This window comes from Pseudoalteromonas sp. 20-92 (assembly GCF_030847595.1).
Classification (GTDB): Bacteria; Pseudomonadota; Gammaproteobacteria; order Enterobacterales; family Alteromonadaceae; genus Pseudoalteromonas; species Pseudoalteromonas fuliginea.
Genome location: NZ_JANJGQ010000011.1, coordinates 88,911 through 113,265, shown reverse-complemented (window position 1 = coordinate 113,265; position 24,355 = coordinate 88,911). Strand labels below are relative to the sequence as shown.

The following is a 24,355-nucleotide window of genomic DNA, read 5'->3' as shown; positions in this document are numbered from 1 at the left end:
TGGTTTATACAAAAATTTATACAATTTTCTACAAAGTTTAGGATGAGGGCTACTTACTAAATGAGTTTAGATATAGTAAAAATAACTTTACTGTTAGCTATCAATAACCTCTTTCAATAGCTATAAAAATGCCAGTCAGTAAAACAACTGGCATTTTTTATACTGCACTTAAAAGCTACAGTGCTTTAATATTATCGCCACTTTTCTTGTCAATTAACTTAATAAAAGGATCCACACCTGCAAATTTAGGTAATTCAGTTACCTTTAGTATAATGGTATTTACACCCGTTTTTATCTCGTGCTTTTGCATATAGATCACAGCACTTTCACTATGTATCTCATTCGGATCTGCGCTGAATAAAGCAACATCTATCATTTGCGCTAGCGGTACATCTTCTTCACTACCTTCGCCATCGGCATGTTTTTTCGCTGCAGCAATAGTCAATGTAATGATATGTTCCCCATCAGCAGATTCAGCCTCTTGCACATCAACATCACTGATTTTTAAATCATATAACGTAATGGCATTAAATTGATCTTCAATGAATGCTTGTTCTTGCTCACTCGCTCCTCGCTTTAGATAGGCAATAAAGTCTAACGTGGTTGGGTAAAACTCTTGCGCATATTGGTAATCTCGCAAAAACGCTCGCAAAGCGGCATTTACGCGCTGCTCACCTAACAAATCATGTATGGCCATCATTACCACGGCACCTTTGTTATAGTGGATATACTGCTGCCCTGCGGCGCGTGCAAGTGTACGTTCCTCATAAAGCTCTGTCGTGCGTCCTAATAAGTAACGATCAAGTTCATACTTTAAGAATTTACGAAGGTTGTTTTCACCATACTTTTCCTTCATCACCATGATAGCTGCATATTGCGATAGCATTTCAGATAAAATATTAGAGCCTTCGACATTCGCGCCAATCACTTGGTGCGCCCACCACTGGTGCGCCAATTCATGCGATGTTACATAGTAAGGAAAATTAATATTATCTGGGTCACGTGTATCTGTAATAAACCCCATATTTTCAGAATACGGTACTGTATTAGCAAAACTCTGCGCAAAACTACGATAGCGAGGAAACTCAATAATACGCATTTGCTTATGCTGATAAGGACCAAACTCTTTAGAGAAGTAATCTAAAGAATCTTTAGTCGACTGAATCATTGCATCTACATTCCAAGCATGATCTTTATGATGGTACACTTCAATGTTTACGCCATGATGCTGCTCTTTTTTCACCTCAAGTTCCATTGAGAGTAAAGTGTAAAAGTGCAACATAGGTGCATCCATTTCGTATACAAACGTGGTTCGGCCATTTTTAGTACTTTGTGATTGCAAGTAACCTGGAACCATCGCAATTTGCGACTTATCAGTGGAAATTGTGGCAGCAAAACTTACATAGTTATCTGCAAACAAAGGTTGATTATGATACTGCGTTTCTTCAATTTTATTGCCGCGTTTTAACTCTGGCAAACCCCTTTGACGACGCTCACTTTTATCTTGTATTTGCTTACCAAAGGAATAACCAAAACTCGGGAACAGTGCCGTGTTATCAATAAAAGTACCGTTATACACAAGTCGCTCATCGCTTCCTCTATCTTCAAACCCTTCGGTATAACGCTCTACACTCATTGTAATTTCGCGGCTTTCGTTTGGTTGCATGGGTTTAGTAAAATCTAACCAAGCATGACGATACTGCTCGTTTAACTCCCCAAGTTGCGCGCCATCCACCTCAACACTCCATTTATGAGTATTATCAGGCTTATTTACTAATATTCGCGTAATCGGTTGTTGCGATTTATTCTCTATCTGCATTATCACGGTAGCTGTAATACGACGTTCTTGAGGGTAGATATCAGCAGTAACAACAACATCCGTTGGAATAGGTAAAGCCGCATCTACAAACTGACCGAACTCACGCTCATACTGCTCTTGTAAGTCTTCATACTGTTCACTGGTTATAAATTGATTGAGAACCGTTGTGTTGTAGTAAATAAAACTTCCTACACCACCAAAAATAAGGGCACCACATACAATAACCGCTTTACCTGAATTGCCTAGCTGATAGCCTAACAACTGAACGCGTGCTTTTAAATTTTGCCCAGCTCCACGAGGCCAAAGCGCATAGCTAAGTGCAGCAATGATCATACTAAAACCTAGCCAGTATAAATTATACCAATGCACCGCAGTTAAAAAGTGGCCATAACCATTAATATCTGAATAAGGCGCCTCTGGTGTCCGACCTATTACAAACATATTATGCTCAAAACCATAGTTACTCATCACCAAAGTAGCGATAAAATACAGCACATATAATCCCATACCTACGTATTTATTTGGGCTAATTACTTGTAGTAAAAAGGCAAAACCACCTTGAAAGATAAGCCCGAGTACAAATAAATAACCGAGTCTAATTACATATTGTGCAATATCAAAGTTCGCCATGCCCATCATCATTTGATAAAACAATGTCACCACGGAGCCAAATGCGCATAACAATAATAAAACAGCACTCAGCGCTACATATTTAGAGCCCCAGAACACCCAATTCGCAACAGGGTACGCATCGATAATGTCGGCCATTCTGGATTCACGATCATGCCATACAAGTTCACCACAATAGTAAACAAGTACTATCATCATCAATATGCCAAAGCTACCTTGAATAAGCTCAACCATTCTAAATGTGACTGGCCAAACATCAGTTCCGTATGGACCCATTGAGCCTACCAACGCTGGAATTAATGTCGCTAAAGATAAAATAAGTAAAATACCAAACGAATAGCTTTTTATAATTTGTTTGACTTCAAAAACAGTACGCGTTAAAAATTGCGACCACGCATTATTTCCCGTCGCTTTTGCCGTTATATTAAACTTAAGTGCAGCTGCAAAATTAGTATTATTATTTTTACTCGCCTTGCCTTTCACTTTTTGCTTTTGAGCCAAATGATGAGATGTATTGAGTGCTGCAATTGCCAATGCTAGTAAGGCAACACCGACCCAAATTAACCTATTATGTAATAACTGATCAGTTAACGTAATTTCCATTACATTACGCTCTGCTATTGTCCAGTATTCCATCTGCATTCTCATTGCCGACATACCAAACATATCTAGGTAAGCTGAGATTTCACGATATTGGATATCAGAGAAAATATTAGATCCGACCAAATAGCTAATAAGTAGGGCAACAGCAACTAGATAGAGCGTTACCATGCTACGAAAGCGCATTGCCACAGCATTAATGAGCGATGAGACAACAAACAAAGAAGGAGCTGCAATATAAAAGAAAGGCACTAAATAATAACTTAGTTGGTTTTCACCTATCATTTCACTGTCTAACCAACCCATTAAGCTACCAAAACCACTGCCAACCCACACACCCAACATAGTGCTTGAAAACACTAATAGCGTGACTAAATAAGCCCCGATGAATCTCCCAGCTTTATACTGAACTATGTTCAGTGGCTTGCTCAAAACTAATTCGTTGAGTTTACTCACGTCATCACGAATGGCTGAGCTTCCAACAAAGTTGACCACTAAAAAAATAGCAAACACCGACATAATCGCAATAACTTGCAAAATTGCGTAAGGAGAATTTATATTTACATTGCTGCTTCCCCCTATTTGCACCGAGTCAGAAACCGATGCCATAAAAGTAAGAAAAAACAAGATAAGTGACGTGATATAGAAAGAGGGCTGACGCATAAAATAGCGCAGCTCAAATTGCATCATTTTAAACAACATAATCAGTATCCTTATGCTGCTTTATTGCGGTGTTGGTGCAATGTTGAAAAATAGACATCTTCTAAATCAGCAGGCTTAGACTCAAACCCTTCTGGCGCATCGTCAGCAAACACACTGAGTAATGTTTGTCCTGCAAACAAACGCTTCGCTATTACCGGTAATGATTGCTCCAGCTCTGCAGCTTCGGCTTGACTCATTGCTTTGTGCCAAATTTTTCCCTGTAACGTATTCGTAAGCTCAATTGGGTTACCTTCAAGTAAAATTTGACCATTAGCTAATACGGCCATATTTGGGCAAAGCTCAGACACATCTTCAACTATATGCGTTGATAAAATCACCACTTTACTTTCACCTAAACCCACTAACAAATTATGAAAACGATTTCGCTCTTCAGGATCTAGACCTGCCGTTGGCTCATCTACAATGAGTAAATCAGGGTCACCTAATAAAGCTTGTGCAATACCAAAACGTTGGCGCATACCGCCCGAGAAACCACTTACCGCATTTTTTCGATGATCATATAAATTGGTTTGCGCTAACAACCCTTCAACGGCCTCTTTACGTTCAGCCTTATTACTTAAACCTTTTAAAATAGCCATATGATCAAGTAAATCATAAGCACTAACACGCTGATAAACACCAAAGTCTTGCGGTAAATAACCTAAACGCTCACGCAAGCTTTTAGGGTGTCTTAACACATCAATACCATCAAATACAACGCTGCCACTATCGGCTGATTGCAGTGTAGCGATCGTTCGCATTAATGAAGATTTACCCGCACCATTAGGACCCAGTAAACCAAACATCCCTTTAGGGATATTTAAATCAACACCTTGTAGTGCATGTACGCCGTTATCGTAGGTTTTTGATAACCCTGTTATTGATAGCATTTTTACTTCCTTGAATATAAGTAATTATTTTTATAATGTTTTATACCACAAGAAAAATAGGAACATAAGTTACTTGCTGGTTAAATTTGTAACAACAAATAAACATAGTTTAAACTCATAATACTTGCTTGCACTGTATTCACTCGGTATAAAAACCACATATACTTTTTATAAGAAGCGAAAAGCCATGCAAGATCACCAAAGCCAGCCATTAAACGACTTTATAGAATACCCACACGACGAAATGCTAAATCGCGCTAACGAGTTTTTAACCACTAGCCAACGCCGCCATAGCATTCGCAGCTTTAGCGATCGCCCAGTACCAAAAAATATTATTGAAGCATGTATAAAAGCAGCTGGCACAGCACCAAGTGGAGCGAATCATCAGCCTTGGCATTTTGTGGCTATAAACAGCAGTGATGTAAAAAAACAAATAAGAGAAGCCGCCGAAAAACTAGAGCGATCTTTTTACGAAGGCAGAGCAGGTGAAGAGTGGTTAGATGCGCTAAAACCGTTAGGCACCGACGCCAATAAGCCTTATTTAGAGCATGCACCTTGGCTTATAGCTGTATTTAGTCAAAAAAAGGGGGGCGTAAGCACCGATGATAAAAATACTAATTACTACGTACACGAATCGGTTGGTCTAGCTACCGGCTTTTTAATTCAGGCTTTGCATCGCAGTGGTTTGGCAACCCTTACTCATACTCCAAAGCCAATGAGTTTTTTAACCGACATATGTGGCCGCGATAGGGATAACGAACGCCCATACATGCTACTTATTGCAGGTTACCCAAGTGATGATGCAACAATACCTGCTCATGCACTGGATAAAAAATCTATTGATGAAATAGCTACTTTTATTTAGTGTTTTCTGCTCGGCAAAACCACTCATATAGCAAAGCAATGATCGACTCAACTTTTGGGTCGGTCAATGAGTAATAAATAGTGTGTCCATCTCGGCGGGTCATAACCATATCCGCCTTGCGTAAACTGGCTAAATGTTGAGATAGTGCAGATTGAGCCAAGGGCACATTTTTATTTAATTCACCAACACTTTGCTCACCTTGTAGCAAACTGCATAAAATCATTAAACGATTTTTATTAGCCATTAATTTTAAAAACTGTTCGGCTTGTTCTGCATTCACAGCGAGTTGTTCAATATTCATTTAATCACATCATTTATAAATATGATTTTAAGTATAGACTTTTACATTAGATAACTCTAATATAAATTAACATTAGATATTACTAATATAAAATTGAGATTATAATGAAAATAAGCGATGCGATACTTTTAATCGGCGGTAGTGCAGTAACAATATCAGTACTTTTAAGCTATTTTGTACATAGTAATTTCCAGTTTCTAACATTATTCATAGGTATTAACTTAGTGCAGTCAGCTTTCACAAAGTGGTGCCCATTAATGTCTTTTTTACGCAAAAGAGGATTCACAGACTAATGCTTACTTCAATTCCTGACTTACTAAAAGTTATCACACCTAACCAGCGGCGTATTGACGCAGCGCAAGCAAAAATAGAGCTCGAACAAAATAAAGGCCTACTTATTGATGTGCGAGAACCCGCAGAGCACGCTACAAAAGCCGCTATAGGAGCAATAAACATTCCGCGTGGGTTACTCGAAATGAAATTAATGGAAATAGAAAAAGATGCTGCACGGCCAATATACTTACACTGTGCAAGTGGTGCTCGCGCAACATTGGGAGCAGAAGCGTTAACGCGTGTTGGTTATGAAAACGTTAGCGTTATTACCTGTGATGCAAATCAAATTTGTAGCGTATTTTAAGCATCAACTAAGTACTTATAATTATGCGCCTAACAAAGGTAGGCGTTTAACTTTGTGATAAGTCAGTGCTAATTTAATACACTCTTTAACTGGGTGTTCTGGTAATGGCTTTTCACTATTTAATACAATTGCCCGGTTACCTTCTAAAGTGAGACTGTGGGAATACAACTCTCTAAATGTGCTGACTAGCTTTGATTGGCAATGAAAAAACAAATAACACGATGAGCCCTTAAAGCCTATGCGAATGGGGCTGCCATTTATTACGTTATAACTTGGCTCTCCCCACTTTAAAGACTCTTCAACAGCTCCTAAGTTTTGCTCTTGTGCTACGGTATAAATTAACTCTCGTAATTTTATAAGCTTACTTTTTGCTATCTCAGGATAATTATTAAATATATTTTTTATATCCGTATTCATAAAAATATCCTTGTAAGCGCTCTACCTATACTTAAAGATAAATTACTTTTGTTGTTTTTCATCCAGTAAAACAAGTAGCATTTGTTCTATATTTTTTACACTATAAGTCAGCGCTCTTAGTAGCTCTTTCTCACTTTGCTCTGTCGACTGCTGCGACGTTTTACCTTGATTAGCCAATACATCTTTTTGTTCAAGTATCGCCTCTCTAAACTCACTCGCATTAACTACACCGAGCAAAGATACTAAAGCGCCGTGTCCTGATTGCCCTGCCGTTTCAAAACTTAAACGATATAACCCAAAGAGCCGCATTAACGGGCCTTGGCTCAACCCAACATCAGTTATTTTTTCAAGCGGTATCGACTTTTCCTCTTTAAATAATACCCCACGTTTAACTACTAGCTTTTGTGGTAATAGTTCAGCAGACATCGCAGCTAATATTCGCCCAGCCGCCAACCACACTATAAATAAAATCAAAGGGATGAGTGGAATAGTAACCAATGCTAAAAAACTAATGAGTGATGCAGTAACCATCCAGTATTGTTTTACTTTGAAATCGAATGATGCACTTTTTAAAATAATTTCAGCCATAATCATATTATTTCTAATCACCATAAAAATTCAAAGTACTCCATTACAAAATTGAATGCAATTTCATCAAATATAAAAATATAAAGTTATTCTAAAAATATGTTATTTATATTTCGTAATACATATAAAAAATTGCAATCCAAAAAACCACTAAACACTTTACTTCAGCTGCTTACATATATTTAAAATTTCACACACTAACTTACAACTCAAAATACTTATAACCGTTACACTCACTGCGTCAAACCAATAACGAATCTTATAACTACATTAATAGCGAAGGTAATCATGAATACTTATGTGAAAAAGAGTTTGCAACTGTTGCTTAGCACATTAGCCTTATCAAGCCTAATGGCTCAAGCGCAAGATAAATCTCCGTGGTCGGTTGGTGCTGGGCTTATTTCAACTGAATCTCCCTATGCGGGCACAGATAATAGAACACTGCTCTTACCTATGATCAACTATGAAGGTGAAAAATTAACCTTTAGAGGCTTTGCACTCGATTACAAATTAGTTGAAAATAAGGGATTTAATTGGTCAGTAATACTGGAACCCGGTCAATTTTTTGATTCGTCTGATTCTGATCTCGCCGAGATTAAAGCACTCGACGATCGCAAAATATCTCTCTATGCAGGTTCTAAAGTAAGTTATACCACAGGGTATGGTAGTTTAAGTGCCAGTGCGTCACACGATATATTGGGCCATGGCGATGGCGCAAAATTAAAAGCTCGCTATAGCTACCCATTCAAACTTTCTAAACAAATTATGTTAATACCTTCATTTGGAGTTGAGCTAAGCAGTAGCAAAGTATCAAATTATTATTACGGTGTTACAAAGGGCGAATCAAACACTTTTGATGCATACGAATTAGGCTCTACAGTGAATTATAATGCCGGTATGCTACTCAGCTACCAGCTTAATAAAAAATGGAATGTGAGTGCTATGATTAACTACACACAACTAGACTCTGATATTGAAGACTCGCCAATTATAGATACGTCGAGTATCTCAACTGCCATGATGTCGGTTAGCTATCAGTTCTAATTTAAAACATAGAAGCCGAGCATATATAATGCTCGGCCTCTAAATGCTATTGTTGATTAATTATTACCTTTATATTATTTCTATCAGGGCCAATAACGCTAAATGTATAATTACCCTGCTCAGCAACGCTCAAAGCTATATTAGTACCCACCGCTTCCAGTAAAGTCAGTTCACCTATATTTACAATTGGGGATTCACCTACACCACCGTAATCAACGGTACTCCAATCCTCAGAAGCCACTTTAAACTCATAATCACCCGCTTCTAAAGCTAATGACGTTGTATAAGTAGCATTACCCTGATAAATAAGTGGGTTATCCGTACTCCATTCATTTAAATTGCCTCGAATAAATACTTGCGTATCAGCAAACATTTCCGCATTTAAAATGATTAATGTAACGGCGCTTAAATCGCTCGCATCCAATACAAATTGATATTCGCCATCATTAGCAATATCTATAGTCATATTTGCGCCACCAAGTGCTAATAGTTTAGCTTTGCCTAAAGTTGCACTAACATCGCTATCAGCAGAGCCATAATCAACCGAACTCCAGTCTTCAGAGGCAACTTTAAATTCGTAACTCCCTGCAGCGAGAGTGTTAGTAAAAGTATAAATACCCTTTCCTTTGTAAATCAGTTCGTCTGTGACTCCCCAATTATTTAATGTACCTCGCACAAAAATGGCATTACCAACAAATGGCTCTTCGTTATAAATTTTAAGTGTTGGGCTCTCCTTATCGCTAGCATCAAATACAAACACATAAGTGGCATCAATAGCGGCAGTAAAAGTCATGTTAGACCCACTAGCTGTTAGGGGCTCACTTTGACTTTCAATTACTTCTTTATCAGCATCTGATAGCGCACCAAAATCGACAGTAGACCAATCTTCTGAGGCTATTTTAAATTCATAGTCACCCGCACTAAGCGTAACAGCTAAGCGGTACTCTCCATTACCAACATATTCAAGTACATCACGAGTACCCCAATCATTTAACGAGCCGCGCACATAAACGGCAGTACTCGCAAAAGGTACTACATCGGGGGCGCCCACCGTTGCATTAGCACTTAACCCTACACCTTGGCCATCGTCTTGCGGCTTAACAAATACCGCCATTGTGTATGCTGGTACGTTAAAGCTACCTTCACCATCTCCTTGAGTAAAAGAAGCTGCAGCCATCATTGGATCAACACTATCTTTAAGTATACTGTGTAACTCAAAGCCATTCGCCGTTGGTATGCTATGAGTAAGCAACTGCTCGGTGCTATTAATAACCACAACGAGCGCATCGTTGTTTGCATCAATGTCGGTTAATCCTTCGCCATCATCAATACTCATAACAATTAAGCCATGTTGCTGGTTTTTGCCCACATTATGAAAACCAACACGTTCTATTACATCTTGCTCTGTGGTTAATCTAAATAATGGGCTAGCACTGCGAATAGCTAAAAACTCTTGAAAAACACCACCAGCATAAGCAATATTTTGCGGTTGTGCAGCAGCTTGAGGGTTACCCGAAATAGGCATTATTTCAGACCATTTCTCTTGGTTTTTCTCAGCATTAGGTAAGCCAATATTCCAATTATTATTTTGCTTAGTTAAATCAACTGCATTAAACCAATCTCCGGCATTGTAACTATCACGATCCATTGACTTTGAACGCAGTAAATCAGCGCCCAGTTGCATAAATGGTATGCCTTGGCTTACAAGCGGCATAGCGAGCGCCATATTGTGAGCACGTACACGCTCTTCAATATTCATACTAGCAGCATGTTTATATTGTAATTGATCCCATAGCGTTTCGTTGTCATGTTTAGAGACGTAGTTAATGCTATCGGCAGGGTCAAGTGCATATGCTGTTGGCTGAGTATTCCACGTAAAGCTATTGCCCTTGGCTGAATTACCTTTAAAGTCTTTTAGAATATAATTTTGTAAATTCCCAGCAAGCGATAAACGCAATGTATCTTGCTCAGCTAAATTGCCATCGGTTGGGTTATTGCTAAACAATGCTCCACCTCGAATAGCCTCGCGGATACGGTCGTTAAAGGTACCCACCTCTGAACCCGCCATATCGGCTTGTTTTGCTTGCGTAAATAAACGGTTATTAGCTACTTCACCAAAGTCCCAACCTTCGCCATAAAAATAGTTATCTGCATCGATTGCTTGAACCGCTTCACGCGCTGCTAAAATAGATGACTTAGGCATATGCCCCATCACATCAAAGCGAAAACTATCATAACCAAAGTCACGGGCTAAAATCACTAATGAATCAGTGACAAACTTATCCATCATGACATGCTCAGTGGCGGTGTTTTCACAACATGTTGATTGCTCAATGCCACCACTCACTTCGTTGTACCTGTGATAATAGCCGGGTACTAATTTATCAAATACCGACTTATCCCAAATACCTGATGCTGTTGTATGGTTATAAACAACATCCAGCACGACTCTTAATCCAATTTCGTGTAACGACTGCACCATAGCGCGCGTTTCAACTACGCGAGCAATACCCTCAGCCGTTGAGGCATAAGACCCTTCAGGGGCAATAAAATGATGCGGATCGTAACCCCAGTTAAAACCATCTAGGTCACGCATAGCACTGGCAAGTGCTTGGGCATCGTCAGAGCCTGGTAAATAACTTTGCAGCAACTGGACAATAGTGCTGTTCTTGTCTTCTGTTTTACAAGCGTCTGCTTCATCATTTATACGTTCACATAACTTACCTAACGTATCGGTTATTTCAACTCGCTCTGCGGCATTTTCTTCAATAGTGCCAATGTCTGTCACTGGTAGTAAATGAAAGTGAGTTAAACCCTTATCAGCCAACTGCTTAAGATGCTGCATTGGCACGCTTTCGCGCTCTGTAAATGCAAGGTATTTACCGCGATTTGGTGCACTAACACTGGTATCGCGCACACTAAAGTCACGTACATGCCCTTCATAAATAATCGCATCTTCTGGATTGGTAACGGTCGGTATGCTGCGTTCATCCCAGCCCTGTGGTTTGGTGTCATCGTCATTTAGGTTGATTAGCTGCGAATACAAACCATTGCTTGATACATTGAGTGAATAGGGGTCTGTACTCCATAAACTTTCAATCGCTTTAGTGATTGGGTGATATACATCAAACGCAAAACGGTAGTAATGGCGATCGTATTTAGTATCTAAGCTGATAGACCAAATGCCAGTATTACTATCAAATAACATTGCACTGCTATGCACTTGTGCTTTATCGGCATCAAACACATTAAGTATCATATTATTGGCCGTAGGTGCCCATACTGATACATCAATTGCATTGTTATTGTAATTAACGCCTAGTAGCGCCTCGTTAGCATCATTTTCATTTTGCGTATAAAGCGCATCTAGTGCTTTTGCTGTTTGAACGTAACTTGCTTCAAGAAGTTTGCCATCAACATCAAAACCCGCCACTAGCAGTTGTTGTTTAATTAATTGCTTAGCGGCCTCTGCATCCCAGTTACCTTGATAAGCGGTCCAATCACTCAAGTGCGGTACTTTTAGTGCTTGCTCATCGGTTAAGTTGGTTTGTATCAACTCAATGCTTTGACCATTTAATCCAGTCTCTTCATCAACCTTTAAATCTGCGCTTGCAGAGCTATATAATTTAATGATTTGACTCAGTTCATTACTCGGTTTGTATAATACTGTATTTAAATCTATCCAATGTGCAGAAGCCCCTGCAATAGCAACCGGACGCTCACCTAAATTTAAAATAGGAAACTCAAAAACAGACGGCTCACCATGTAAAGTAAAGTTCATACGCTGAAATTTTTCGTCGTCTTGCATTAATGGCATTGTTAAATCAACATCACCAAATGCCTTACCATCACCTTCTGTGCCTATATGAATAATAAAATTAGCGCACTCGTTGTAATCGGCTTTGAGCTTTATAATCCAATAAGCACCATAATTCGGATCTATCCCATCATGCACATGGCCGTTTTCCCAATCGCTCGTATCAAAAGGCGGTGCAAAAGCATCGCACACATCGTTATTCCACGAATGCAATCGGTAACCTTCATAGTTAGCGTCTGTTACGCGGTTATAAAATAAAATTGCCTCATTATCGCCAGGAAATACAACAGGATCAGGTAACGTTGGATCAGCGCCAACAATACAGCTTTCATTTTTTTCGTCGGGAACCGTTGGCGCTGCGCATTCAATCGGCTCAGGATCGACACACTGTGTGCCAGTTTCGTTTGGTACTTGAGGTACATTACAAGTGAGTAACACTTGCCCCGATTTCACATCATCACCACTGCCACATCCAACTAATAGCATTAAGTTTAAGGCGACTAAGAAGTAACTATATTTTTTAATTTTTTTCATTTTTAAACGCTCCAACTTGCTAAATTAATGACTATAAGTAAAACCAAGATAAAGCTGACGACCAAAGTACTGAGTCGTACCGGTGCGTTGCTTTGTGCCAAAGTAGCTTTGGGTCGGTTCGTCTGTCAGGTTATTAACTTGCAAAAGCATTGTGAGGGAATCAGTAAGTTTGTATGACGTTTGAAAATCTATCACCGTTTCAGAGTCAAAATTAACAACTTGTTCGTTGATAGCAACTTGCTCAGATACAAATTCATCACGATAACGTGCATTTAAACGTGTTTCGAAGTTGTTATTTGAATAAAACAAAGTCGCGTTAACTACATTATTTGAAAGCCCAGGTAAAGATTGCGATACGGTATCGCCTCCTAAACTGGTAATAGACGAGATTTCGCTCTCGGTGTAAGAGTAACTACCGTTGATCCCTAACCCATTAAATGGCTCGGGTAAAAACGTAAATACATGGGTATAAGCTAACTCTAACCCTCTAATATAACCGCCCTTGCCATTGTTAACGGCGGTGGTGTAAATCCCATTGGTTGTGGCAACTTGTTCACCACTTATTGGGTCTTCAATAAAATCAGGTACGTTAAAACCATTGCCTTTAAAGTCGAAGTTTTCGATTGATAAGGTTTCAACAAACGAGTCTATGTTTTTATAAAATAGGGCTGCGGCTACAGACCCGTTACTCTCTTCAAAATAATATTCGTAAGATAAGTCATATTGGTCAGCATAAAATGGCTTTAAAAATGGGTTGTTATTGCTCGAACCATTAATGACCCCATCATCACTTACGTTAGCACTGGCATCACCGGCAAGGCGGTTTATTGGTGCTCGCGACATCACTTTAGCGGCAGCAAACCGCAATTGAGAATTGTCATTCAATTGCAGGTTTAAATTAAGTGATGGTAAATAATCGGTGTACTTTGTCCCTAGTACATTGGGTGCATAAAGGTCGTTAATAATCCCGTTTTCGTCGACAATATTTTGTGCTCCCAAGCGGGCATCACCATTTACGTTTTCAAGTACGGTTGCCGACTGGTCTGTCTCAATTCGACGTACACCCACGTTACCTAACAACGCTAAACCAGCAACTTCAGTATTTATATTCACCATCACGTAAGCGGCCAATACATCTTCAAACACTGAACCACTTTGCAATAATGTCCAGGAGTAATTACTAGTATATCCTTGGGCGTCATCAACACCGTCTGCATTACCCCATGTTTGCACTGGTTGTGGTGTACCATCTGGAAACCATGCGTTTAGCGCTTTGTCTAAATCAATGGCTAAATAAGAGGGAAAATAACTAAACTCACCTTGCCAATCAACAATTGAGGTCATCTCGTCTGTTAAACGCATTGGAGGCTGTGTTGATGAAAATGCGCCATCATTTCCGTATTCAAATACCGAACGCTTACGGCTATATTCTCTATCAGAATAGCGTGCACCAAACTCAACAGAGCTAAATATATCGTTTTCTAATTCGTATTTAAAGTCGAGCCTAAATGCGGTTACTTCATCTTCGGTTTGATCCGGGTAAATACCGTATTTACTAACCATAACGCGGTTTATATCGCTAAATGCAGCGGCTTGATTAAAGCCAACATCGGGTAAACTTAGGCCATTTAATTGATAGTTAATCGCAACGTTCGTATCAAACACAGGGGCTTCTGCGTTGGCATCTTCAGCTACTAAGCTCCATAACAAACCATTTCTAAAGTTACTTTTAGCGCGTGATAATGACACGTCTGCATTAACGCTTAAACGATCATTCACTTGCCAATCAGCGTTAACACCAAAGCTATCTACTTCGTCAAAATCTTGGTTATCATCATTTACTATTTCAACGCGAGTATAGCTTTGTGAAGTTCGATTTACAGCAGCGCCAATAACTGTATTTCCATCAAGCTGAGGATTTGCATATGCTGCAGAAGGGCCACCTAACTTCACCCTAAAACCACGAGCAAATGACTTTTTATCAAATCGAGATAAAAACGCATCCCCTTTAAGTTTAAAGTTATCAACAGGTGCCCACTCTATTGCGGCTAAATAACCATTTCGAGTTTCTTCTCCACCTGAGTGCTGTAGTTCAAAGCCTTCACTTATGTATTCGTTTGCTGGATTTTGCGTTGGCCCATTAGTGTCGTTAGCGAGCCCATCAACATCTTTAGTATCATTGTAAGCAAGGCCAATAAACTGAGTTGCGACGCTTGGCTGAAATAATCGCGCATAACCAAGTGCTACGCCAAGTGTGTCATCGAGGTATTTACCTTGATATGAAAAACTAATCCGGTCGCCAAACTCCGTTGCATCAAATACCTCTGACGCACGGTCGTTATACATGCCTCGCACATTGGCTACAAATTTATGCTGTTGTGAATTATTTAATGGGCTCGCTGTTTCAAGTTCAACAGTGCCCGCTACACCGCCTTCAATTAAGGATGCTTTGGGTGATTTATATACCGCAGCAGAACTAATAAGTTCAGAAGGGTATTGGTCAAACTCAATACTACGACTACCACTGGTCGATACTTGCTCGCGACCATTTAATGTCGAAAAAACAAAGCCGCCCGAAAGCCCACGGATGTTAATTTGTGCAGCTTGGCCGCCGGTTCTTACCGCCGATATACCAGGTAAACGCGTCAGTGCATCAGCCATTGATATATCAGGTAAAGCACCTAAGTCATCCGCTGATATTTGCTCCGATACCGTATCGCTAAAGCGCTTTTGATTCAAAGACTGTATTAAGCTGCGGCTAAAGCCGCTCACTTCAATTACTTCTAAGTCTGCTTGAACTTTTTCAGGTTTACTTTCGTCCTTAGTTTGGCTTTCATTCGCTATTGCGCTATTTGCAGCAAATAATGCCAGCATTAGCGCGCTTAATTTGAATTTTTTCATGTGTGCGTACCTTTTAGTTATTGTTATGCGTTATGTCAGTCAGTGCAGTTAAAACATAACCAACAAAGTGTAACTAAAAGGTAATCAAATTGTGATGAATACGTATGCATCATAGAGGGCTTTGGCTGTAGCTATTTTGTACAAATAATTCAGCAACAACTGATTATAAAACTACAAACCAATTACCACCCTTATGGCTAGGGCAATAAACACAACACCCAGTATTTTGTCTAACCATGGATTTTGCTTGGTAAAACCAAAACGGTTTTTAGATACCTCAGTTAGCACTGCAACTAATAAATACCAACCAGTATCAATTACAAACACGGTTAAGCACATAATAATACCAATGCTTAAAGTGAGATTTTGCGGATCTATAAATTGTGAGAACAACGCTAAAAAGAAAATCGCGAGTTTAGGGTTTAAAAAAGCAATCGCAAATCCATCTTGTAGCGCTTTACTCGCACTTACTTCACTCTTTTGTACTTGCAGCTCGTTATTACTTGGTTTTGCTAGCAATATTTTTAAACCTAAATAGGCTAAATACGCAGCGCCTAAATACACCAATATTTGGTATAGTGTTGGAAATTGAGCCATTAATGCACCTAAGCCAAGTAATGAGGCTGCAGCATAAAGTCCAACGCCAATACCATGGCTGAGCGCGGCAAGCATACCGTTTTTCATGCCACCACTAAGCGTGTGCTTTAACACCACTGCAAGGCTTGGCCCTGGCGACATCGCGCCCATCATGCATACCAATGCTAAACTCAACCAAACGGATAAAGCCATTTATATCCCTTATAACTTATGGTTTTCAATAGCTAATCCGCATAAGTATTTACCTATGCTTTTTTATTTAACCTGAACTCTGGTTAAGAGATTTACTAACGTATTGAATCATAATGATATTGAAATTTATTTTCTCTAGCCAGAGATTTTCAGTGAAAACAAGGCGAATTTACGCGTCAATAGCGGGCCTATTGCAAGTAAATTCAACGCAGTTAGCGCTGAAAATAGCTGCTCAAGATAGATTTATTATCCAGAATTGAGGTTATTTACTATCGAAAGTGTATTCAAAGTCATAGTAATGAATACCTTGCTCTATACGAATTTTCATACTGCCGCTTAAGCCTTCAAGTTCGCCAGTGCCTGAATCGGGAATTACATTTAAAATTAGGCTGTCTTGGCCTTTATCCATAGTGCCAAAATGCTGTAATACAAAACTGCCTTTTTTGCCGTCAAGCTCACCTAACACTTGCTCTATGGCAACATAACCGGCACTGCCTTGCGTAGGCGTCATGGCGCTAAGCATTTCGCCTTGGCTGGTGGCATTTAAGCTACCTTTAAATGTTTTATCTATCGACATGCGTCCTAAGTTAATGCCTTGCTGCCCTTTGGCATAACCTTCAATGGGCGCTAAAGTGACTGTAAATTCACCGTTTATTATATTTGTAGTCATAACGAATCCTTATTGATGATATTTAATACTATTGATTTTTAATTCGATGATGCCATATCTATACCTTAACCTTCAAAAAGAATCCACTATGTCAAAAGAAACATCTATAGCCGAAAAAGCTGCATTTAGCAGTTTATTACCTGTTTTTGCGTTTATTAAACCGTACAAATGGATGGTAGTCGCCGCCCTAGCTGCGTTATTAGTTACCGCAGGCGTTAACTTGTCATTAGGGCAAGGTGTTAAATTTGTTATTGATCATGGCTTTATTGCAGGATCAAAGGACCAATTACAGCAGGCCGTATTAGTACTTATTGGTTTAATCAGCTTATTAGCAGTAGGCACTTTTAGCCGTTTTTATTTAATGTCGTGGATTGGCGAACGAGTAAGTAACGATATTCGAAAAGCCGTGTTTAATCGTATTGTAACGCTACACCCTAGCTACTTTGAAGAAAACCGCAGTGGCGAGCTTATGTCGCGTTTAACCACCGACACCACATTACTACAATCAATTATTGGCTCATCATTTTCAATGGCGTTGCGCAGTGTACTTATGCTGATTGGTGGGCTTGCTATGCTGTTATTTACTAATTTAAAGCTCACCTTAGTGGTTGTGGCCTGTGTGCCGCTAGTACTTGTCCCAATGATGATATTTGGTCGCAAGGTACGAAAACTAGCAAGTTCTAGCCAAGATGCTATTGCCGACATAAGTACCTATGCAGGCGAAATCATACAAAATATTAAAGTAGTGCAAAGCTATAGCCACGAAGAACAAGAGCAACATGCCTTTGCACTCGAGACCGAAAAAGCCTTTAACGTGGCTAAAAAACGTATCAAACAACGTTCGTTTTTAATAGCCGTAGTGATTTTTTTAACCTTTAGTGCCATTAGCGCAATGCTTTGGGTGGGTGGTAACGATGTACTTGCGGGTACTATGACCGGCGGCGAGTTAGGTGCATTTGTGTTTTACGCTATTATGGTGGCAATGTCGGTGGCTACCGTTGCTGAAGTGTATGGCGAACTACAACGAGCAGCAGGCGCGGCTGCAAGATTACTTGAGTTACTTGCTGTTAAAAGTGAAATAGAAAACCCGTTAAACCCACAAGATAGTAATTTACTGCAAGAAAGTAGCAGCCCTGCAATTGCGCTTGAAAACATTAGCTTTAACTATCCTTCTCGCCCCGACGTAAGTGCTCTTAATAAAATAAGCCTAAATATCGAGCAAGGCCAAACTGTGGCTATTGTTGGCCCTTCCGGCGCTGGTAAAACTACATTATTTGAATTACTACAACGTTTTTACGATCCGGCCAGCGGAGCTATTAAGTTTAAAGATATAAATATTAAAGACCTATCACTTAATACTCTGCGTAATAAAATGGGCATGGTAGCGCAAAACCCTATTTTATTTAGCTCCGACGTAATGCATAACATCCGCTACGGCAACCCAAATGCAACCGATGAGCAAGTGTATACCGCTGCAAAACACGCCCACGCCGATGAGTTTATAAAACAGTTGCCACAAGGCTATCACAGTTTTTTAGGCGAGCAAGGCGTTAGGTTATCTGGTGGGCAAAAGCAACGTATTGTGCTTGCCCGCGCTATATTAAAAGACCCAGAAATACTCCTTCTCGATGAAGCCACCAGCGCACTAGATGCACAAAGTGAGCACCACGTACAAGCGGCACTTGAACACCTAATGCAAAACAGAACAACGTTAATAATTGCCCATAGGCTGGCCACGGTAAAACATGCTGATGTGATTGTGGTAATGGAAAATGGGGAAATAATAGCAACGGGTTCTCACCAAGCGTTATTAGCCAGCAATCCGCTGTATCAAAAACTATGTGAATTACAGTTTAATAAAGATTGAGCTGGTACAAGTAATTAATTAACCTGAACTCTGGATAATAAATCTATCTCGAGCAGCTATTATCAGCGCTAACTGCGTTGAATTTACTTGCAATAGGCTAGCTATTGACGCGTAAATTCGCCTTGTTTTCACTGAGAATCACTAGCTAGAGAAAAATAAATTTAAATATCATTATGGTTCAATATGTTAGTAAATCCCTTAACCAGAGTTCAGGTTAAATAAATTAAAGTAGCCGCGGCTTTGCTGCTACTTTTTGCTAAACCATTTGTTCATAGCCGCATCATAAGCCTCTGTTAACTTAGTTTTACCGCACAATTGCCCTGCGGTTAAATAACTATCTGGTAATTCATTTTTTGTCATAACGCCTGCGCCAATAGACACCTTTTTAAAACAGGTATCACCTTTACGATAGGTAGTAGATTGCATACTTTGCTGCTCTATTTGTAATAGTGGTTTTACCGTTGCAGAGTGTACTTTTGGAACTGTGATCCTCTTTACCGTTGCGTATTCATCAGCTGTTGTACCAGTAGAGGTTGTACTAGCAGGTAAAGATCCTATTTGTTGCTGTAAAATGCTATTAAGGCCTTTTTGTAAGTCGATTTTTTTATATGGCGTTAATGCTGCAGAGTGGGCATTTATTTTGGTCGAGCTTGTTATAGTGGAGTTTACCGGTTCAGCCGTTTTTTCTGCTTTTTTACTAGAAGAGCTTACTGATTTTAATACTGTTTTATTTACCGGCTCACTTGGCTTTTTTTCTATGCGCACACTTTTATTAACACTCTGTTGAAGCGCTTGCTGTGTTGCTTTAATTTTGGCTGGCACACTTACCATATAGGCTTTAATTGGCGGTGATTGCGGCTGCTTTATTTCAGGTACCTTTAAAGTTGCTAAAAAAAACAACAATAATCCATGTAAAAGTATTGATAAAATAATTGTCGAACGCCACTTTGCCATAAATATGTCCCTGTGAAAGAACTAATTATGACAGCTAACAGGTTTAAAAGTGCCATTAAGTAAACAAATAAACCGCGCATTAGCGCGGTTTATAACCAACTTCAACTGAGAATAATAAACTATCTCAAGTCACTATTTTCAACGTTAACTACGTTGAGTTTGCTTACAGTAGGAAGCCATCTGATAAATTACAAATTAACCTTGCGTATTAGGCACTATCTGAATTTCTACGCGGCGGTTTTGAGCACGACCATTTGCACTCTCATTAGTCGCAATTGGACGAGTTTCGCCATAGCCTTTAGTGCTAACTCGTGCAGCCATAATTTGTTGATTCACTAAATAGTCTTTTACACTTTGTGCACGCTCGCGCGACAAGTTCATGTTGTAGCTATCTTTACCTGTGCTATCAGTATGCCCTTCTACACTAAGGTAAGTTTTTTCGTACTTATTCATTACTTTTGCAATCGCATTTAACGTGTCGTTAAAACCTGATGAAATATACGATTGATCCGTCGCAAAGGTAATATTTGATGGCATAACCAAACGTAAGTTGTCGCCTTCACGCACAACTTCAACCCCAGAGCCTGCAAGTTCATCACGAAATGCTTCTTCTTGTTTATCCATGTAGTCGCCAACAGCAGCGCCCGCAAGTGCCCCTATTGCTGCACCAATAAAAAAGCGTTTATCTTTATGGTTACTCGTAGCTTTACCTAATACGCCACCTGCGGCAGCGCCAATTGCTGCGCCTTTACCTGCGTTATTCATTTCACAACCTGAAAGCAATACAGCTAATACGGTTACGCTTAAAAGTGATTTAGTTAAAGTCATGATGTTACCTATTCAATAAGAATTTAGCAGGAGTATGCAAATACACGTATGAACAAACTATGAAGAGAGTGTTAAAAGCAGCGCATCTTGCTTGATTGTTAAACAGACCTCAAACTAATGTGCCGTTTTAATAAAAATGTCATACTCCCTTGTGACAATTTAATGAATTTCACAAAGGATATGAGCGCAATGTTAATTGCTATTTTTAGACAGTTTTTTTTACTAGGGTGCATGAGCTTTGGCGGCCCTGCTGCGCATTTAGGTTATTTTAAACGCCACTTTGTAGATACATTAAATTGGTTAACTAACACGCGTTACGCACAACTTATTAGTTTAAGCCAAGCACTGCCAGGGCCTGGCTCTAGCCAAGTTAGTTTTGCGATTGGTGTTGAGCGGGCTGGGGTACTTGGTGGTATAGCTGCTTTTGTAGGCTTTACTCTGCCTTCGTTTTTAATAATGGTGCTGCTTGCGGTTAGTGCCCATCAGTTTGACGCTGTTTACTTTGCTATTATTGCAGGCTTAAAGTTATTTGCCGTTGTTATAGTCGCTGATGCAACACTTAGTATGGCTAAAAGCTTTTGTACAAGTGCTGCGCTTAAGTTACTTGCGGTAATGAGTACACTTGCTTTGGTGTTATTTCCAATGATGGGAACTCAAATAGCAATTTTAATCACCGCTGCCATAATAGGTGCTATATGGCCTTTATTAAAACTTGGCACAGTAGCAAAAGATGCTAGCAGTACAAAAAGTAATATTAATTGGATTGCACTGGGGTTATTTGCGCTCTTACTTGGTGTTAGCTTTATTCCACTAGGGCATGAGTTTGCTTTGTTTACCCCTTTTTACCAAGCGGGTGCAATGGTGTTTGGCGGCGGACACGTAGTACTGCCGGTACTTCAAGCTGGCGTACCAGCATTGAGTGGTGATCAGTTTTTAAGTGCTTACGCGAGCGCGCAGGCAGTGCCCGGGCCTATGTTTACTATTGCTACTTACTTAGGCGCACAACTTACTACTGAGCAACCTTTAGTGGGTGCCCTTGTAGCTACACTGCTTATATTTATGCCTGGTTTTTTACTTATACTCGCATTCCAAAAGAGTTGGATTAATTTGGCAAGTAAGCCACGTTTTGCAAGCTCAATAGCGGCGCTTAATGCCGCGGTAGTCGGTTTTTTAGCGGCTGCACTGTATTCGCCAATTTGGACATCGGCTGTGCATAACTTTTGGCAAGTTGCGTTAGTAATAATTACATTTGCATGGCTGCGATTTAAAAAGCCACCTATTTGGAGGCTCTTAGCTTTATTTATTGCTGTGGGTCTTTTGCAGCACTATTTGCCATCACTCTAAATGTTGGCTTATCTGTTTGTTGCTCACTCGGTGGGCTTAATTGTCCACTTACACTTTGATACGCTCTAAGCCCAAACACGGGTAATACCGCAAGTAAATGATCCATTATTTCGGCTTGTAAATGCTCGTACGAAATCCAGCGCTTATCTTCACTAAAGCAATAAAACTCAATAGGTAAACCATGGTTTAGTGGTTGCAGCTCCCGTACCATTAACGTAAGCGACGTATTAATTTTACTGTGCTGTTTTAAATAGCCTTCAGCATAGCGACGAAACAGCCCTAAATTAGAAACTTGCGCAGGTAGTGTCGTTACTCGGATATAGTCATGTAGCGGAATAGCCGCATCAATTTGCTTTCTAAACTCATCACTTACTAAACAAATACTGTGCATATCAATATTGAGTGAGCGCTTAATACGCCTACCGCCCGACTCTTGCATCCCGCGCCAGTTTTTAAACGAACCCGCAACTAGCATATAAGTTGGAATAGTTGTGATGGTGTTATCCCAGTTACGCACTTTCACAGTGTTTAAACCCAAATCAATCACTTCGCCATCGGCGCCGTAGTTTTCTACTTGGATCCAATCACCATACGTTACTAAACGATTTGCAGCTATTTGAATGCTCGCTACAAAGCCTAATATGGTGTCTTTAAATACTAATAATGTAACCGCAGCAATAGCACCAAAACCAGAGAGAATATAAGTGGGTGACTTCTCAAGAAAAATGCTCACAATTAAAATTGCACACACAATAAAGGTGATTAGCTTAACAACCTGAATTAAGCCCTGAATAGGTACTTCACGAGCAAATTCAAGTTGGTTATAAATAGCGCCAGCAATACTCACTATGCTGCTTATAATAAAGCCGACGTAGATAATTAATAAAGCCTGCCCCACCGTTTTTAATATTTCGGCGGCCAATTCGTTAACCGGATAAACACTGTCGAAGGTCGCTAAAAATAAAACACAACAAAGCAACCCTGCAATACGTTTGTTGAGCTTGGTTAACATTGGAGAAAGTGCACCAATCCGCTCGGGAGAAAGCTTAGTTACTATTTTTTGAATGCCTGGCAACATTAAACGACGCGTAAATAAATACAGTACTAATAGAGAACATACGCCAATCGCAGTAGCTGTAATTGAGCTCAGGAAATCTGCATCGGGCACTTTATCAAACCAAGGAGTAATTAACTCCTGTAGGTGGGTGTTGGTCATAGTGTTTCAATTTCCTTACTGATTTGTGGTTCAGGTAAATCTTGTTGAGCATAAATATCGGCAAGCTGCTGATCTTTGGCAACCCATAGCTCATTCACATAATGTTGAAAATTAACTTTAAATACGTCATCGCTTTGATAGCTGCCCTGCATATTGTCATTAATGGGCATTACGTTTATTGAAACATAAATAGAATCTAACTCACCTTTTAACAAGTTACGGCAAACATGATCTGTTTTGCCGCTATATACTAAACTTGTATTAAGCATGGCATCAAATTGATCGGCTAATACTTCAAGCGCAAAAGCAATGCCGCCCGCTTTGGGTTTTAATAAATGCTTAAAAGGACTTTGTTGCAGATTATGTTTGGCTGGCGTATAGCGTGTACCTTCAACAAAATTAATGATGGTAGTAGGATGATGACGGAAATTACGACAGCTATGTTTAGTTCGCTCTACATCAAGCCCTTTGAGTTTAGGGTTTTTAACAAGCTGCGCTTTGCTTACCCGTTTCATAAACGGCATACCCATAGCCCACGCACCAGAGCCAATAAAAGGAACGTATTTTAATTCATCTTTTAAAAAGAACTTAGGGGCAGGCAAAGCATGTAATGAGCTAAGTACGGTTATATCTAACCAACTCGCGTGATTACAAATCAGTAAATACCAACGTTTTGAGTTTAAGTCGCCACTTATATCAACCACAATATTAGGGCAACCTAACCAAAGCCCTAAACGATTGCCGTTACACCAACCACGATAAGCGCTGTGCAATATAGAATTAACAATAGGTAAAGGAAGCAATAACTTAATAAGACCCAGCATTAATACCAGCGAGCCAAAAAGTATGACATTAGAAAACAACACGCAGCCTACAATTAAGCCGTTAAGCCAATTTGGTAACCACTTTTTTAGCATAACTGTAAGCTCATATTTTTTACCT

The 24,355-nt window shown here is 39.7% G+C and carries 19 protein-coding genes; 6 read left to right on the top strand and 13 right to left on the bottom strand.

Annotation, left to right across the window (positions count from 1 at the left end):
- Positions 1-175 precede the first annotated feature (175 nt).
- Positions 176-3,751 carry a M1 family aminopeptidase gene (locus NRL14_RS11635; RefSeq protein WP_306724722.1) on the bottom strand — a complete coding sequence of 1,192 codons (3,576 nt, stop codon included), beginning with the start codon at positions 3,749-3,751 and terminating at the stop codon, positions 176-178.
- A gap of 11 nt (positions 3,752-3,762) precedes the next feature.
- Positions 3,763-4,641, bottom strand: coding sequence for an ABC transporter ATP-binding protein (locus tag NRL14_RS11630; RefSeq protein ID WP_306724721.1), 879 nt, complete (start codon positions 4,639-4,641; stop codon positions 3,763-3,765).
- A 187-nt stretch (positions 4,642-4,828) separates the two neighbouring features.
- On the opposite strand from NRL14_RS11630, the gene NRL14_RS11625 reads away from it, so the two are divergent.
- Positions 4,829-5,506 carry a nitroreductase family protein gene (locus tag NRL14_RS11625; protein ID WP_306724720.1) on the top strand — a complete coding sequence of 226 codons (678 nt, stop codon included), beginning with the start codon at positions 4,829-4,831 and terminating at the stop codon, positions 5,504-5,506.
- Here NRL14_RS11625 and NRL14_RS11620 read toward each other — a convergent pair.
- Entirely contained in the window at positions 5,499-5,807 is a 309-nt protein-coding gene (locus NRL14_RS11620; protein WP_096792289.1) for a helix-turn-helix transcriptional regulator, read from the bottom strand. The two genes, NRL14_RS11625 and NRL14_RS11620, sit on opposite strands and share 8 nt — an antisense overlap.
- Before the next feature lie 104 nt (positions 5,808-5,911).
- Here NRL14_RS11620 and NRL14_RS11615 point away from each other — a divergent pair, with 104 nt between their 5' ends.
- Entirely contained in the window at positions 5,912-6,100 is a 189-nt protein-coding gene (locus tag NRL14_RS11615; RefSeq protein ID WP_033023357.1) for a DUF2892 domain-containing protein, read from the top strand.
- Positions 6,100-6,444, top strand: a complete 345-nt coding sequence (locus tag NRL14_RS11610; RefSeq protein WP_007376450.1) for a rhodanese-like domain-containing protein — start codon at positions 6,100-6,102, stop codon at positions 6,442-6,444. Before NRL14_RS11615 ends, NRL14_RS11610 begins: the two co-directional genes overlap by 1 nt.
- Before the next feature lie 21 nt (positions 6,445-6,465).
- On the opposite strand, the gene NRL14_RS11605 is transcribed toward NRL14_RS11610, so the two are convergent.
- Together NRL14_RS11605 and NRL14_RS11600 are read right to left on the bottom strand one after the other, a co-directional pair.
- The gene (locus NRL14_RS11605; protein WP_306724719.1) at positions 6,466-6,861 is read right to left on the bottom strand and encodes a DUF1801 domain-containing protein; all 396 of its coding nucleotides are present in this window, start codon (positions 6,859-6,861) and stop codon (positions 6,466-6,468) included.
- Positions 6,862-6,903: 42 nt separating this feature from the next.
- Entirely contained in the window at positions 6,904-7,449 is a 546-nt protein-coding gene (locus NRL14_RS11600) for a PH domain-containing protein (protein WP_033016345.1), read from the bottom strand.
- A 288-nt stretch (positions 7,450-7,737) separates the two neighbouring features.
- Here NRL14_RS11600 and NRL14_RS11595 point away from each other — a divergent pair, with 288 nt between their 5' ends.
- Positions 7,738-8,493, top strand: coding sequence for a MipA/OmpV family protein (locus tag NRL14_RS11595; RefSeq protein WP_306724718.1), 756 nt, complete (start codon positions 7,738-7,740; stop codon positions 8,491-8,493).
- 46 nt (positions 8,494-8,539) lie between these two features.
- Here the strand turns inward: NRL14_RS11595 and NRL14_RS11590 are convergent, their stop codons facing one another.
- From NRL14_RS11590 to NRL14_RS11575, 4 genes are all read right to left on the bottom strand, one after another.
- Positions 8,540-12,844 (bottom strand): alpha-1,6-glucosidase domain-containing protein, encoded by a 4,305-nt coding sequence (locus NRL14_RS11590; protein ID WP_306724717.1) that lies wholly within the window; start codon positions 12,842-12,844, stop codon positions 8,540-8,542.
- A 24-nt stretch (positions 12,845-12,868) separates the two neighbouring features.
- The gene (locus NRL14_RS11585) at positions 12,869-15,745 is read right to left on the bottom strand and encodes a TonB-dependent receptor (protein ID WP_149613378.1); all 2,877 of its coding nucleotides are present in this window, start codon (positions 15,743-15,745) and stop codon (positions 12,869-12,871) included.
- A gap of 171 nt (positions 15,746-15,916) precedes the next feature.
- Positions 15,917-16,534, bottom strand: a complete 618-nt coding sequence (locus NRL14_RS11580) for a LysE family translocator (protein WP_096792286.1) — start codon at positions 16,532-16,534, stop codon at positions 15,917-15,919.
- 262 nt (positions 16,535-16,796) lie between these two features.
- Complete coding sequence (locus tag NRL14_RS11575) at positions 16,797-17,204, bottom strand: DUF3224 domain-containing protein (RefSeq protein WP_033038281.1); 408 nt, start codon at positions 17,202-17,204, stop codon at positions 16,797-16,799.
- Between the two features lie 88 nt (positions 17,205-17,292).
- Here NRL14_RS11575 and NRL14_RS11570 point away from each other — a divergent pair, with 88 nt between their 5' ends.
- The gene (locus NRL14_RS11570) at positions 17,293-19,071 is read left to right on the top strand and encodes an ABC transporter transmembrane domain-containing protein (protein WP_306724716.1); all 1,779 of its coding nucleotides are present in this window, start codon (positions 17,293-17,295) and stop codon (positions 19,069-19,071) included.
- 246 nt (positions 19,072-19,317) lie between these two features.
- On the opposite strand, the gene NRL14_RS11565 is transcribed toward NRL14_RS11570, so the two are convergent.
- Together NRL14_RS11565 and NRL14_RS11560 are read right to left on the bottom strand one after the other, a co-directional pair.
- The gene (locus NRL14_RS11565; RefSeq protein WP_306724715.1) at positions 19,318-20,025 is read right to left on the bottom strand and encodes a hypothetical protein; all 708 of its coding nucleotides are present in this window, start codon (positions 20,023-20,025) and stop codon (positions 19,318-19,320) included.
- Between the two features lie 195 nt (positions 20,026-20,220).
- Positions 20,221-20,853: an OmpA family protein gene (locus tag NRL14_RS11560; protein WP_306724714.1), complete on the bottom strand. Its 633-nt coding sequence runs from the start codon at positions 20,851-20,853 to the stop codon at positions 20,221-20,223.
- Positions 20,854-21,042: 189 nt separating this feature from the next.
- On the opposite strand from NRL14_RS11560, the gene chrA reads away from it, so the two are divergent.
- Positions 21,043-22,197: a chromate efflux transporter gene (gene chrA, locus NRL14_RS11555; protein ID WP_306724726.1), complete on the top strand. Its 1,155-nt coding sequence runs from the start codon at positions 21,043-21,045 to the stop codon at positions 22,195-22,197.
- Here chrA and NRL14_RS11550 read toward each other — a convergent pair.
- Together NRL14_RS11550 and NRL14_RS11545 are read right to left on the bottom strand one after the other, a co-directional pair.
- A complete protein-coding gene (locus tag NRL14_RS11550; RefSeq protein ID WP_306724713.1) occupies positions 22,154-23,413 on the bottom strand; it encodes a mechanosensitive ion channel family protein in 1,260 nt (419 codons plus the stop codon). The two genes, chrA and NRL14_RS11550, sit on opposite strands and share 44 nt — an antisense overlap.
- Positions 23,410-24,330, bottom strand: a complete 921-nt coding sequence (locus tag NRL14_RS11545) for an acetyltransferase (RefSeq protein ID WP_306724712.1) — start codon at positions 24,328-24,330, stop codon at positions 23,410-23,412. The genes NRL14_RS11550 and NRL14_RS11545 overlap by 4 nt, the downstream gene beginning before the upstream one ends.
- Positions 24,331-24,355 lie beyond the last annotated feature (25 nt).